A 12,960-nucleotide genomic window follows, 5' to 3' on the forward strand; every position below is an offset into this window, starting at 1 on the left:
CCCGTTTACCGCACCCGCAAGAGGCCGTCCGTAGCATGGACCCCAAATCAGGCTAATTGCTATCCGTGGAGTTTTGCTACACGGCGACCACAAAAAAGCGGGCGGCACTGTGCCGCCCGCCCGGGGATTCTTCTTCTTAAGATAGCAACCCTCATGCCAATCAACCATCCACCTCGACGCTCTTGAAGCGCAGCCCGCATATCCGGCACCGATGATTGCGCATCCGCACCTGCCCGGTCCATGCCCCGGTGTTGGTCACCCGGCAGCGCGCCGCGCCGCAGACCGGGCACACCCCGCCCATGCGCGGGCTGTAATCGACCCCCTCGCTGTCCTGTATCGCCTCCACCAGCTCCCTGAGCATCTCCCTGGGCAGATCCTGCGCGGCCTTGTTCATCGCCGTCCTCCGGTATAGTGGGGATTGATGATCCGCCCGGCCAGCGGCGACCCGCCCCGGACATCGTGGGCAAACCCGGCCGAGGGGTCGACCACCCTGCGGTACGTCGGTCCGGGCAGCAGTTGCAGCGCCGGTGTCCAGTCCGGGTGTGCTGCGGCCGCAGCATAGACCTCGCAGTCCAGGTAGTGGTTGGCCGCCTTCCTCTGCACCCACACCGGGTTGCCGTTCCTGTCCATGTCCCGCTCCTCGCTGGCCATCTGGCGCAGGTAGTCGTCGCCCACCTCCCGGTGCAGCCACATGGGCTGGATCGAGTCCGGCTGCATGCGCACCAGAAAGATCAGGTCCTTGAGGTCGTGGGTGTCCAGGGTGTAGATGGTGATGTTCTCCTGATATTCCCGTGGCACGTCCTTGTGCACGCCCGTTTCGGATCGGCGCACCACCGCATCCTGCTTGCGGCTGGCACCCTTGATGACAAAGAAGTCGTCACGGTCGGACTCCAGCACCATGAGCTTCACGTCCTCGGAGCGCGACCACCCCTCGGCCCGGCTCTCGTCGCGCGTGCCGCCCATGTCCACGCACGAGCGCCAGATGGGCATGACCACGTCATCGCGCCCGGCCACCGGATAGACTGCGTCGAGCTGGGCAAACACGTCCGCCCTGCCCGCCAGCTCGCCATAGTCCACCTGCCACGACTCGCCGGACTTGGCCCAAGCGCGGACCACGAAATAGAAGCTCGCCTTCTGCGAGTCGATGCCCATGGTCAGGGCCACGGCCTCGGCAGGCACCTCCCGGGCGGGGCGGTCATGCCGGATCATGGCTTTCACCTGGTCCTCGGGCGTCTTGAGCGTCACCACCTTGTAGGGCTTGGAGGCATGAGAATTGTCAAACCACTCCATGGCCTTTGGCGTGCCCTTCTCCACGGCGGCGAACCAGTCGCCCATGACCGTTGACAGGCTCATCCCGGCAAACACCCAAGACGGCATGATCACGGCCACGGCATTGGCGTCCGGCAGGTCGTGCTCGGCCCACAGGTCGCCCCGGGCCACGGCCAGGTTGCGGTAGTGGTCGTTCCAGTGCATGCCGCAGTGCTCGCACTCGTACCACGCCGCCTTTTGCTGCTTGATCTTCTTCGGGTCGCGCATCCTGCCCGGCACCCGGATGCGCTTGAGGTCCATGACCTGGAGCGTGCCGCAGTTGGGGCAACAGGCCCGCACCTGATAGATCACCTGCGCCTCCTCGCGCAGGGCCTTCCAGATGGACGACGAGCGCTCGTTGCCCCGGATCTTCGAGTAGCGCAGGGTCTTGGCCTCGTCGTCGTAGCCCATGTTGCGTTCCACCATCCGCCGCGCAGCCATGGGGTCAAGGTAGGCGTCCTCCTCGTCCACCAGCACTACGCGCGGCGATATGGACGAGGCCGAGGCGTCGGACCCGGCGTGCATGCCGTAGACCGCGCCGAACTTGGTCAGGATCAACCCCTTCTGCACTGCCTGCGCGTCCTCGGAGAGCATCTCCCGCAGCGGCCGCGTCTGCTTGAAGTGCGGCCCGATCTTCTCGTCGAAGATGCGGTTGCGGGTATCCTTGTCCGGCATGCCCACGGCCACCGAGCAGGGATCGCGGTACATCTCGGCCGCCATGCAGCAATAGGCCAGGGTCGTCTTGCCCGAGACCTGCGACGGGCCGACGATGAACAGCGTCCGCAGCATGGGCCGGTCCCACAGGTCCATGACCCAGCGGGCGATGGGGTTGCGCTCGTGCCGATAGGTCTGCCCCTTGTATGGGCCGGTGACGAGCCGGAAATGTCTCTCAGCGAAATCGGCAGTCGCTATCCAGGGCCGGGATTCCAGCACCTGCCGCTCGCCGGGGTAGAGATCAAAGGGAGGGCGATTCACGACGCGCCCCCTCTGCTGCGAACATCGAAACTGTCCGTCGCGGCCTTGAGCCTGCCCGGGTCGCCGTCCACCAGGGCGATGAACCGCAGCGCGGCCTCGGCTGCCTCGTCCCGGACAGCGGCCGCGTACCGCTCCCAGGCCTCGCGCATCTCGTCGGTGAACCACTCGCCCCTGGCGTAGGTGTTGATGGCCTCGGTGATGCGCCGCTTCCACGCCTCGATGATCAGCGGCCGCCTACCAAACACAAAGGCCGAGAGCTGCTCCGCACGCTCCTCGTCTCCACCCACGATGCGGATCATCTCCCGCGCTGTCTCCAGGTCGCCACCCATGGCCGAGAGCAGCTCCGGGGCGAAATCTCGCATGAACGAGGTCAAATGCAGCTTGATCCCCTGGGCCCGCTCGCCCAGCTCGCGCTCCACGCTGGCCGTGGACACGGTCTTGCCCAGCTCCCGCTGGAACCGCAGTTCCTTGAGCTTGGCCTCGATCTCCTTGTTCTTGGCGTCCGCCTCCACCCGCCGGGCGGCGCTGGCCTGACTGCCGGTCATCTCGGTCTCGTCCGCAGCCTCTGCCGGGTCGCCATCGGCCACCACCTTTGCCAGGTGCGTCCTGGCGTAGATGTCCACGGTCCTCTGGGCAAAACACCGCTTGCGGTTGCGCTTGAGCTTCTCGTTGCCGTCCTTGTCGTCCGTATGGTTGTAGACAGTCTTTTCCGAGACCTCGTAGACCGTTCCGCCCTCCTTCGTGGCCGACTCGCCATCGCCCCACAGATAGGTCTCACCAATCGGGCAGGTCAGATATTGGTGCACCTGCCTCGGCGTCTTGAACCACACGGTCGCTCTCTGTTTCCCGCTCATCCGCGCACCTCCAGCCGATCTCCGAAATACCCGAACACCATGTCCTCCAGAGAGCCTTCGCCAATCCACTCATCCAGCACCCGCCACGCATGGAAGCGCTGCCGCGTCTCGAAAACCACTTCCGCAACCTTGGGGTCGCCGTAGCCCGCGCTGTCCACGCACCCCACCCACAGCCGACCCTCGGCGGACTTGTACACCTTCAGCCCGTTGGCCGAGAGGTGATCCCGGAACGCCATCAGTTCGGCCCGCCACAGAGGCAGGTTCTCCAGGCAGTCCAGCACCTCGTCGAAGTAGGACTCCGGCGGAGCGGGCTGATCCTCCACAGGCTCCACCGGCGCGGTATCGACCCGGGCGTCTGTCGCGGCGAGATCACGCCTGACATACCCGGGCAGGCCATCAAGCACCCACTGCCGGATGTCCAGACCGTTCTGCGCCGCCTCACCCACATCCTTGCCCATGGACGGCGGCGCGGGCCAACGGACCGTGACAGGGTATTCCTCCTGCCAGAAGGTGTAGCTGTTGGTCGCCCCGGCCTTGTCGAAGTCCATGGCGTTGAGGATCACCCTGGCCCGGGTCAGGATGTCGGCCACGTGGCCACCCGGCCGCTTGGACGCCCCGCCGTTGCCCATGGCCCCGATGCCCAGATCGTGCACATGCTGCCAGACCAGGGCCGCGTCGCGCTCGGTTTCCAGCACTACCCACACCCGGTTCAGCGGATTGCCGTAGACGTGAAACAAGCCATTGGCCCCGCCCTTGACCTCCCAATACTTGCGCATCTCTCCCCACGGCGTGACCGGGTTCGGACGGCGTATCTTGAGCTTGAGCACCCGCCCGCCCCTGACCGCTGGCATGACCAGCCCCTCGGGCAGCCACACTTTCTTTTCCTTGCCCTGCGCGTTCTCCTCTCGGGGCAGCCCCCAGGCCGTGAACGGCGGCCACTTGTCGCGGTCGTTCCAGCCGAACCGGCACCTGAGCGCAGTCTCCACACTGATCCCCCATGCCGCCAGCTCAGCCAGACGCTCGGGACTCGCCTGTAGGCGCTGCACCGAGTGCTCCACAAAGGCTGCGGCCTTCTCCATCCACAGCGCGGGAGGGGCCTCCTCCTCGCGAGGCTTCCACCCCCTTGCTTCGCGCGGTTGCCTACCGGGTCGCGGCAGCGGCCTCGCCCCACCCTCGGGGCAGTATGTCTTGACGAACTCGGCGCACCCGTCAGGGTCGGCAGCCGACCGGCCGTGCGCGGCGTTGAAGATACCCACCAGATCGGAATTGGCGCCGCAGCTGTGGCAGTACGCGGCATCGATCTCGTAGTTGTAGAAAAACGCTCCGCCCGGAGTCTGCTCCCGGTGAAACGGACAGTGCGCACCAACCTCGTCGGCCCGGCCGCCCCTGACTTCGGTCAACAACGCCTCGGCAATCACGCGCCGCTCCTCGGCACCCAGGCGATCCCCGGCGATGCTCATTCCGCCCCCCTTCCTGCCGCCAGGCACAAAAGCCGCCTGCGAGAATGGCAAAGGGCGAAGGCGCGCCTTTCCCGGCTCGGTCCGCCGGAAATCATCGAAGGCTTCGTGGTCGCCTTCGACCACGATACAGCCTGCAAAACCCCGCCAGCCAAAGGATTCAGCCACAGCCTTAGACCCTTAGACAAAAAACAGCCAAAGTGCTCCCCCCATGTAATTTTCCTCTTTCCTCTTCTTGTTTTTTCTCTCTCTCCATTTTGAATGAAATAGGTATAAGAAGGGGTAAGATGGAAAACAAAGCCTGATAATGTGGCGACTTGGACATTAGAGAAAGCCTTAGACAACGCCTTCGACCTTCGACCATGACACAGGCTAGAACAACCCATCGTTGCCCCCCTTCCACTCGGGCCTGATCGAGATGTTGTAGTAGGTAAGGTTCTGCGGCGACACCCTATAGATGTCGCTCCTGTTGCCGAAGTCGCTGCCCAGTGTGCGCATGGCCCACACCTTCTGCTCGGGTATAGACTTCTCTTCGATGCACCACTTTTTGAATACCGCGTAGATGTCCTTCATCTGCGCCTTGCACTCTTTGGGCGTGTTGGTCTTGGGCGCATCCGCATGCACGTCGAGGCAATCCCGGATGAACTCCCCGATGAAGTCGTTGTTCTCCATGAAATCCCGAGTGTCGGACAGGACAGAATCCGGTGGGATCAACACCCCGGTCTCTATGAACTCCATCGCTCCCCGGACGCACCATGCCAGAATCCCCGGCAGGTGTTCCGGCGTATGCAGCTTGTTCTCCAGCTGCGGGTCCATGGGATAGACCTTGGCCACCGGGTCGGGCTCCGCCCCATGCTTGAACGTGCAGGGGAACTTGATGATGCGCAGGCGCTCCTGGAACGCCTTGTCGTCTCCGTTCACGGCCGGAACCCGGTTGGTCGCGAACAGCATCTTGAACTTGGGGATGAACTCGGTGACGTCCAGGGAATACATGCCCCGGCAGGTGATGGGATCACCCCCGGACAACTGCTTGATGGCACCCTCGGAGAACTTGGCCCGCTTCGGTGCCTCCGAGGCGCAGGCCAGCCGGGTATGCTCCAGCGAGACCAGATGCTGGTCAGGCTTGTCCGTGTTCTGGAGGCTCTTCTCGTCGAGCAGGTATTTCGACGGCATCATCTGAAAGTAGCTGCCCATGACCATGCGCAGAGTCCGGAAGAAGACGCCCTTGCCGTTTCGACCCTGCGGCCCCCACAGGCAATAGAACTCCTGATGCGTCATCAGGCCGGTCATCCAGTAGCCCACGCATTTCTGAATGTAGTCGATCAGTTCCTTGTCCTGGTTGAACACCTGGAACAAAAACTCGTCCCACAACAGGCTCTCCGCATGCAGCCCTCGCCATTCGATGGTCGACGCCCGGTTGATGAAGAAGCGGGGATCGGGATCAAGCGCCTTGCCCGAGCGCAGATCCAGCACCTTGTTCCCGCAGGCGAACAGATACGGGTCCAGGTTCCACTCCTTGCCCACCATGCCCAGGTAGCCCGGTGCCGCCACACTAGCCATGTCGAGCACCTTGTTGATCCGCGTCGGGTCTTTCAGGTCCTTGGCCCTGGCCGCCCACGCCTTCTGCTTCTGTCGCAGAGGCTGCAGCAGATCCTTCTTGTCCATCTTGCTCATCGCCAGAAATTCCGGCTTGCTCATCTCCTCCCGGATGCGGCGATCATAGTAGGCGGCCTGCCCCGCGAAGTCCCCGGCCACCTCGGCCACCAGATGCTTGTGGACCCGCCCCTTGTCCTGAAACCAGTGGGTGCAGTTGTACTGATACCAGCGGCCCTGGATGTTATCGAAGGCCAGCTTGCCGTCGAACCGTTCCGAGAATCGCCGCGCATCCCCCAGGTGGTTGTCGTCGAAATCCTGCTTGAGCAGCTTGACGTAGCCCTTGCCCGGCCCGCTCCCCGGCCCCGGCTTCTGGGAATCCTTCTCTGCCCGCTCCTGGCTGAACCGTTCGCGCTCCTGCTCCACGGCCTCGGCGATCTCCTTCCTGATCTCGTCCGACATCAGTGCACCTCCCACGACATGGACCACCCAGAGAGCATTCCCCTTCCGCCCACCCAAGGCGGCAACAGACAACCCCCACATGGCGGCAACAGTCCGCCGCAGCATGGCAACATCAGTCCGCCGCAGCATGGCAACGCCAGACGGCCGCAGCATGGCAACACCAGACGGCCGCAGCATGGCAACACCAGACGGCCGCAGCATGGCAACGCCAAACGGCCGCAGCATGGCAACACCAGACGGCCGCAGCATGGCAACGCCAGACGGCCGCAGCATGGCAACGCCAGACGGCCGCAGCATGGCAACGCCAGACGGCCGCAGCATGGCAGCAACAGACCGCAAGCATTGTAAAATTGTAAAATATTTACCACCCCACCCCCGCACACGAAACGCGCTCGATAGGTCCCGTATCTGGAGGAGCGCTGGGAGGACCCAAACGGCCTAGCACCACGAGTCTCGCGCCTTAGACCTTTTGACTCGCTATCTCTTTTTGAGGGGGTAAGGGGGAAGGCGAAGAGCGTGGTGACGCTCTGCGGATGCACCCGCTTGCGCGGGTGCGAGGACAGACGCAGGCTGGCAAAACCACGAAGGTGGACGCGACGGAGATGGTTCACCTTCGGTTCACCTTCAGGTGTCGCGGCATTTGAATTCAGGGGGAGGCAGTGGCAGCTATTTACAACGGTTTCCGTGCGGTGGCGGGGCATATAGCTCCTTCACACGGTGGAAGTCACAGGTTCAAATCCCGTATCGCCCACCACCGACCACCCAGGCGGCTCCGAGAAATCGGGGCCGCCTTTTTTTGCGTGGCCCTTCCGTCAGCCTGGGAGACGTGATACTTTATGAAACCCGGGTACGGGAGGAGGACAATGCAATGAACCGAATAGTTTTGATTTCCGCCATGTTGGTGGCGCTTATGCCGATCGCTCCCACGGCGTTGGCACTGGGGGACGGCACGTACATGCTGCGCAGGCAGGCGGATTCGGAATTCCGGATCGCGCAAAAGGCCTACCGCAGCGCCAGGGAAAAATACGGGGATTCTCTCGACGCCATGCCCGCCGACGAACGGGAGTCGGCATGCCGCAAGGTCGGCTGGGCCTTGCACGACAACAGAATCCGGTATTCCACTGAAGACATGATCAGCCAAATGCAATATAAGCGTCAGGTTGAAGCGCTTGAGACCTACGCCTCGGGCCTGGGCTGCCCCGACTAGCTGGCGAACTCCACTGACACGGCCACACGGCCGGTCATGGCCCGGATTGCAGCCCGCTGGGATTCCACCTGCTGGCCGTCGAGGGGCAACAGGTGCGCCTGCTGGCGGTCGAGAAACTCGGCCAGTTCAGCGGCGTCCAGACTGATGCCACGGGCCAGCACGGCCTCGCCCGTGTCCACCGCCAGGGTGCTGAAAATCTTGACGAACACGGTGATGACCTCGCGACTGTCGCCAACGGCCTCGTCGGCCAGGGCCGAGATGTCGCTGCGGAACCCCTTGTAGGGGTTGTCGCGGCCCATGCAGATGCCGATGAGGCCGGGCATGGCGCTGCCCAGGGCGAGCCTGTCGCCATCGCGCACATGCGCCGAGTCGATGTCGTCCATGGGGCTGCTGTTGAGGAAGATGGTCCTGACCTGTTCCTCAATGGTCCTGTCGTCATAGCCAAGGGCTGAGACCAGAAACTCCCGCACCGTCATGCCCGACCGTCCGGCAAGGAAAAATCCCTTCTGAAGCAGAAAGTTCCAGGCCAGACGGCCTTCCGGCCGCATGCGCACCCGCAGACATTTCTCGCTCGTCGTCATGAGATTTCCCGCCTTGCGTGGGCTGACACGCCCGGTTGCACGATTATGCCGAAGCAAGCATAGTGTGATGTTTTCTTTGACTTTTTAAAATCACAGTGCATAGATAATACACACTGTCAGCGAAAGTCAAACGTGCGTTTGCGCACGCTCCCAAAACCTCAAACAGCGAGGATGCATATGCCGAAGATTCTGAGGATCAACACCCGTACCAAAGAGTACACCTATGAAGACGCAGGGAAGTACGCCAACCTCGGCGGCCGCGCCCTGACCTCCCGCATCATCAACACCGAAGTCCCGGCCGACTGTCATCCGCTCTCGGCCGAGAACAAGCTCGTCATCGCCACCGGCCTGCTGGGCGGCTCCACCGCCGCCAACTCCGGCCGCGTCTCGGTGGGCACCAAGTCGCCCCTGACCAAGGGCATCAAGGAGTCCAACTCCGGCGGCCTCTTCGCCCACAAGATGCCCAAGATGGACCTGCTGGCCATCATCCTGGAGGACAAACCCGAGGAGGGCGCGCCCTTCTCCACCCTGTTCATCAGCGACGGCAAGGTGACCTTCAAGGACGCCACCCCCATCGTGGGCATGGACAACTACCCGGCCCACGACAAGCTGCTGGCCGAATACGGCGACAAGATGATGGCGGCCATGATCGGCCCGGCCGGAGAGACCCAGCGCCTGACCGCCACCATCCAGTTCACCGACCCCTACAAGCGGCCCGCCCGCTCGGCAGGTCGCGGCGGCACCGGCGCGGTCATGGGCTCCAAGAAGATCAAGGCCATCATCCTTGACCCCGAAGTGAACAACAAGGTCGGCGCGGTCGATGCCGAGGCCTTCAAGACCGCCCGCAAGACCTGGGTGGACATCCTCCAGGGCCACCCTGTCACCAGCCAGGGGCTGCCCGGTTTCGGCACCTCCATCCTGGTCAACGTGGTCAACGAGGCGGGTGCCCTGCCGGGCAAGAACTTCCGCCTGGGCCAGATCGAGCACGCGGCCGACATCTCGGGCGAGAAGATCGCCGAGGTCATCACCGCCCGCGGCGGCAAGACCACCGAGGGCTGCCACGTTGGCTGCGTCATCCAGTGCTCCCAGCAATACAACGACGCCAAGGGCGAGTACCTGACCTCCGGCTTCGAGTACGAGACCGTCTGGGCCTTGGGCGCCAACGCCATGATCAAGGACATCGACGACATCGCGGTCATCGACCGCCTCTGTGACGACAAGGGCATGGACACCATCGAGGTGGGCAACACCCTGGCCATCGCCATGGACGGCGGCATCATCCCCTGGGGCGACGGCAAGGCCTCCATCGAGCTGCTCTCCAAGGTCGGCACCAAGGACCCCATGGGCATGATCATGGGCAACGGCGTTGACTTCGCGGGCGCGGCCTTCGGCGTCGATCGCCTGCCCACGGTCAAGGGCCAGTCCATGCCCGCCTACGACCCGCGCGCGGTCAAGGGCGTGGGCGTCACCTATGCCACCTCGGCCATGGGCGCGGACCACACCGCCGGGTATGGCGTGGCCCAGAACATCCTCAAGGTGGGCGGCGACATCGACGGCCTGAAGAAGGAAGGCAACGTCGAGCTTTCCAAGAACCTCCAGATCGCCACCGCGGCCATCGACTCCATGGGCTTTTGCCTCTTCGTCGCCTTTGCCGTGCTCGACGCCCCCAACGGCGTGCAGGCCATGGCCGATCTGGTGCAGGCCTACACCGGCAAGCCCTTCAGCGCCGACGATCTGGTCAACCTGGGCGTCAACTGCCTCAAGGACGAGCAGGCCTTCAACGAGCGCGCCGGGTTCACCAAGATGGACGACAAGCTGCCCCGCTTCTTCGAGACCGATCCCCTGCCGCCCCATGGCGTGGTCTGGGATCTGAGCGTTGACGAGCTTCAGGGCGCCAAGGTCTAGCCCGCTTCACTGACACCACACGGCGGCGGCCGGGGAAACCTCCCCGGCCGCCGCCTCTGTTATTGACCATACCCGCAGGCCCGCGCTAGTGTCGGCGCATGGGTATCGAAATCAAATGCTTCGCCACACTGGCCCCCAGCCTGCCCGACAACGCCGCCGACTATCCGGCCGAGCCGGGCGAGACCGTGCGCTCGCTCATCGCCAAACTGGGCATTCCCGAGGACGATATAGCCCTCATCTTCATCAACTCCGCCCGGGCTTACCTCGATAGCGAGATCAAGGACGGCGACAGGATCGGCCTGTTCCCGCCCGTGGGGGGCGGCTGATCCATGGCCGAGTCTCCCGACGCGGCCATCCGCCGACTGGCATCCCAGGCTCCTCTGCCCCAGGGCGGGCAAGGTCTGGTCCTGTCGCCCGAGGCCGTGGCCGAAATCGCGGCGGGCACGGGCCTTCCCGGGTGCGGCATCGAGGCCCGGGCGCTTGAACTCGACATCCTCCCGACGCGCTACCTGCGCAACATGCACGGCATCACCCCCGGGGACCAAATCCGCCTGCTGCGCGGCAGCGTGGCCCAGGTCGGCCTGGGCGGGTTGGGCGGGACCCTCTTCGAGCAACTGCTGCGCCTTGGCGTGGGCACCCTGCGCGTGGCCGACGGCGACAGCTTCGAGGCGAGCAACCTCAACCGCCAAGCCCTGTGCGACATGACCACCCTGGGCCAGTCCAAGGCCGAGAGCGCGCAGCGCACGGCGGCCCGCGTCAACCCATCAGCCACGGTGGACGCCCGGCACGAATTCCTGACCCGGGACACCCTGCCCGGCTTCCTGGCCGGATGCGATCTGGCCATCGACGCCCTTGGCGGGTTGACCCACCGCCTGATTCTCCAGCAATGCGCGGCCGAGGCGGGCATCCCCCTCGTCACCGGAGCGCTGGCTGGCTGGACCGGTTACGTGGGCGTGGTCATGCCCGGCCAGCCCGGCCCGGCCCAGTTCATGGGCCAGGACAACGGGGCCGAGGAAGCGCTTGGCTGCCCGGCCCCTTCGGTCAACATGGTGGCCACCCTCATGGCTGCCGAGGCCGTACGGATTCTCAGGGGCGAGCCTTCTCCCCTGGCAGGCGGCATGATCCTCATCGACCTGAAACAATTGACTTTTGAAACCGTACGCCTGTGATACCGGGTGCAAAACCACACTCAATTATGCTTATCTTGACTTAATAGTTCGAATTCTGCCATGACGGGCTTAGTGTTCTTTCCGCAAAGGATAAGACCGCCCCCGTCCCAACAACTGCAACCCTGATGATTATGCCGAAAAAAAACAACGCCACCATTCGACTGCGAGTCTGGATCGAACAGGACCACGAGACCTACCTCGGGATAGGCAGCACGCTGCTCCTGCAACACATCGAAAGGCTCGGATCGCTGCGCAAGGCGGCCGAGGAGCTGGGCATGTCCTACCGGCGCGCCTGGGGCAAGCTCAAGAGCGCCGAAGAGCGCATCGGCCACCCTCTGGTGGAAAAGGTCAGGGGCCAGGGGCAGCGCTTTACGCTCTCGCTCTATGGCAGGGAGTTGATGAACAAATTCCTCTACTTCTATCTCGACGTCGAGGCATATGCCGCCCAGCGGGCGACTGAAGTGCTGGGAATGCAGGTGGACAAGGCGGGCGAGTTCTATCGGGAAGACACCGAGTGAGATGTCGGACCTATCCCTTTCCCGAACCAGCAAACCTGGAGGAACTCCCGTGAAACGATTTACCGCTCCCGCACTGTGCCTGCTCCTTGTCCTGACCCTGGCCCTGCCCGCCCTGGCTGCGGACAAGACCCTGCTGATGGCGACCACCACCAGCACCGCCAACACCGGCCTGCTCGATGAGCTTATCGTGCCCATGTACCTGAAGGACACGGGCGTGGAGATCAAGTTCGTGGCCGTGGGCACCGGCAAGGCCCTCAAGATGGCCGAGGGGTGCGATGTGGACGTGGTCCTCGTCCACGCGCCGGACGCCGAAAAGGCGTATGTGGATTCGGGCGTGCTCATGGACCGCAGGGAACTGATGTACAACGACTTCGTCATCGTCGGCCCGACCGCCGACCCGGCGGGCATCAAGGGCATGAGCGTCATCAACGCCCTCAAGGCCATCGAGGGGGCACAGGCCGTCTTCACCAGCCGGGGCGACAACTCGGGCACCCACCAGATGGAGCAGTCCCTGTGGACCTCGGCCGGACTGGCCATTCCCGAGAAGCAAATCTGGTACGTTCAGACCGGCCAGGGCATGATCGCCACCATCAACGTGGCGGCCGAGAAAAACGGCTACACCATGACCGATCGCGGCACCTACATCAAATACGCCGACACCAAGGGCGGCAACCCGCCCATGGTGGTTCTGGTTGAGGGCGACACGGTCCTCTTCAACCAGTACAGCGGTCTGGCCGTCAATCCGGCCAAGTGCCCCAACGTCAAATACGACATGGCCAAGCAGTACATCGACTGGATGGCCTCCCCGGCCGTGCAGCAGGCCATCGGCAACTTCAAGCTCCTGGGCAAGCCCCTCTTCACCCCCAACGCCAAATAGGCGCGACACGACAACACCGGGGGAGCGGCCTACCGCTCCCCCAACCAGCACAGG

Annotated in this window: 12 protein-coding genes; 6 read left to right on the forward strand and 6 right to left on the reverse strand. The window is 63.8% G+C overall.

All coding sequences use genetic code 11. From position 1 onward, the window contains the following. Window positions 1–160: 160 nt before the first annotated feature. The 5 genes from QQS14_RS09990 to QQS14_RS10010 form a co-directional block, all read right to left on the reverse strand. Window positions 161–394, reverse strand: a complete 234-nt coding sequence (locus QQS14_RS09990) for a hypothetical protein (RefSeq protein WP_285906846.1) — start codon at window positions 392–394, stop codon at window positions 161–163. Continuing rightward, complete coding sequence (locus tag QQS14_RS09995; RefSeq protein WP_285906847.1) at window positions 391–2,283, reverse strand: terminase gpA endonuclease subunit; 1,893 nt, start codon at window positions 2,281–2,283, stop codon at window positions 391–393. Before QQS14_RS09995 ends, QQS14_RS09990 begins: the two co-directional genes overlap by 4 nt. Then, window positions 2,280–3,137, reverse strand: a complete 858-nt coding sequence (locus tag QQS14_RS10000) for a hypothetical protein (RefSeq protein ID WP_285906848.1) — start codon at window positions 3,135–3,137, stop codon at window positions 2,280–2,282. Before QQS14_RS10000 ends, QQS14_RS09995 begins: the two co-directional genes overlap by 4 nt. Beyond that, window positions 3,134–4,597, reverse strand: a complete 1,464-nt coding sequence (locus QQS14_RS10005; RefSeq protein WP_285906849.1) for a hypothetical protein — start codon at window positions 4,595–4,597, stop codon at window positions 3,134–3,136. The genes QQS14_RS10000 and QQS14_RS10005 overlap by 4 nt, the downstream gene beginning before the upstream one ends. Before the next feature lie 369 nt (window positions 4,598–4,966). Beyond that, window positions 4,967–6,649: a DNA primase family protein gene (locus tag QQS14_RS10010; protein ID WP_285906850.1), complete on the reverse strand. Its 1,683-nt coding sequence runs from the start codon at window positions 6,647–6,649 to the stop codon at window positions 4,967–4,969. Window positions 6,650–7,517: 868 nt separating this feature from the next. Here QQS14_RS10010 and QQS14_RS10015 point away from each other — a divergent pair. Beyond that, the gene (locus tag QQS14_RS10015) at window positions 7,518–7,856 is read left to right on the forward strand and encodes a hypothetical protein (RefSeq protein ID WP_285906851.1); all 339 of its coding nucleotides are present in this window, start codon (window positions 7,518–7,520) and stop codon (window positions 7,854–7,856) included. On the opposite strand, the gene QQS14_RS10020 is transcribed toward QQS14_RS10015, so the two are convergent. Continuing rightward, complete coding sequence (locus QQS14_RS10020) at window positions 7,853–8,437, reverse strand: hypothetical protein (RefSeq protein WP_285906852.1); 585 nt, start codon at window positions 8,435–8,437, stop codon at window positions 7,853–7,855. The two genes, QQS14_RS10015 and QQS14_RS10020, sit on opposite strands and share 4 nt — an antisense overlap. A 177-nt stretch (window positions 8,438–8,614) precedes the next feature. On the opposite strand from QQS14_RS10020, the gene QQS14_RS10025 reads away from it, so the two are divergent. The 5 genes from QQS14_RS10025 to QQS14_RS10045 all read left to right on the forward strand — a co-directional run bounded on the left by QQS14_RS10025 (window position 8,615) and on the right by QQS14_RS10045 (window position 12,906). Further along, window positions 8,615–10,342 (forward strand): aldehyde ferredoxin oxidoreductase family protein, encoded by a 1,728-nt coding sequence (locus QQS14_RS10025; protein ID WP_285906853.1) that lies wholly within the window; start codon window positions 8,615–8,617, stop codon window positions 10,340–10,342. A gap of 98 nt (window positions 10,343–10,440) precedes the next feature. Next, the gene (locus tag QQS14_RS10030; protein WP_285906854.1) at window positions 10,441–10,668 is read left to right on the forward strand and encodes a MoaD/ThiS family protein; all 228 of its coding nucleotides are present in this window, start codon (window positions 10,441–10,443) and stop codon (window positions 10,666–10,668) included. Between the two features lie 3 nt (window positions 10,669–10,671). Continuing rightward, complete coding sequence (locus QQS14_RS10035) at window positions 10,672–11,511, forward strand: HesA/MoeB/ThiF family protein (protein ID WP_285906855.1); 840 nt, start codon at window positions 10,672–10,674, stop codon at window positions 11,509–11,511. Between the two features lie 131 nt (window positions 11,512–11,642). Further along, window positions 11,643–12,029, forward strand: coding sequence for a winged helix-turn-helix domain-containing protein (locus QQS14_RS10040; protein ID WP_285906856.1), 387 nt, complete (start codon window positions 11,643–11,645; stop codon window positions 12,027–12,029). A 49-nt stretch (window positions 12,030–12,078) separates the two neighbouring features. Continuing rightward, window positions 12,079–12,906, forward strand: coding sequence for an ABC transporter substrate-binding protein (locus QQS14_RS10045; RefSeq protein ID WP_285906857.1), 828 nt, complete (start codon window positions 12,079–12,081; stop codon window positions 12,904–12,906). Window positions 12,907–12,960 lie beyond the last annotated feature (54 nt).

Origin of the sequence: Pseudodesulfovibrio pelocollis (assembly GCF_030282845.1) — a bacterium.
Lineage (GTDB): Bacteria > Desulfobacterota > Desulfovibrionia > Desulfovibrionales > Desulfovibrionaceae > Pseudodesulfovibrio > Pseudodesulfovibrio pelocollis.

Excerpts from the sequence above, each read along its gene's own strand:
- QQS14_RS10005 (WP_285906849.1), bottom strand. The coding sequence starts at position 4,597 with ATGAGCATCGCCGGGGATCGCCTGGGTGCCGAGGAGCGGCGCGTGATT.
- QQS14_RS10030 (WP_285906854.1), top strand. The coding sequence starts at position 10,441 with ATGGGTATCGAAATCAAATGCTTCGCCACACTGGCCCCCAGCCTGCCC.
- QQS14_RS10035 (WP_285906855.1), top strand. The coding sequence starts at position 10,672 with ATGGCCGAGTCTCCCGACGCGGCCATCCGCCGACTGGCATCCCAGGCT.
- QQS14_RS10010 (WP_285906850.1), bottom strand. The coding sequence starts at position 6,649 with ATGTCGGACGAGATCAGGAAGGAGATCGCCGAGGCCGTGGAGCAGGAG.
- QQS14_RS09990 (WP_285906846.1), bottom strand. The coding sequence starts at position 394 with ATGAACAAGGCCGCGCAGGATCTGCCCAGGGAGATGCTCAGGGAGCTG.
- QQS14_RS10015 (WP_285906851.1), top strand. The coding sequence starts at position 7,518 with ATGAACCGAATAGTTTTGATTTCCGCCATGTTGGTGGCGCTTATGCCG.
- QQS14_RS10000 (WP_285906848.1), bottom strand. The coding sequence starts at position 3,137 with ATGAGCGGGAAACAGAGAGCGACCGTGTGGTTCAAGACGCCGAGGCAG.
- QQS14_RS10020 (WP_285906852.1), bottom strand. The coding sequence starts at position 8,437 with ATGACGACGAGCGAGAAATGTCTGCGGGTGCGCATGCGGCCGGAAGGC.
- QQS14_RS10040 (WP_285906856.1), top strand. The coding sequence starts at position 11,643 with ATGCCGAAAAAAAACAACGCCACCATTCGACTGCGAGTCTGGATCGAA.
- QQS14_RS10025 (WP_285906853.1), top strand. The coding sequence starts at position 8,615 with ATGCCGAAGATTCTGAGGATCAACACCCGTACCAAAGAGTACACCTAT.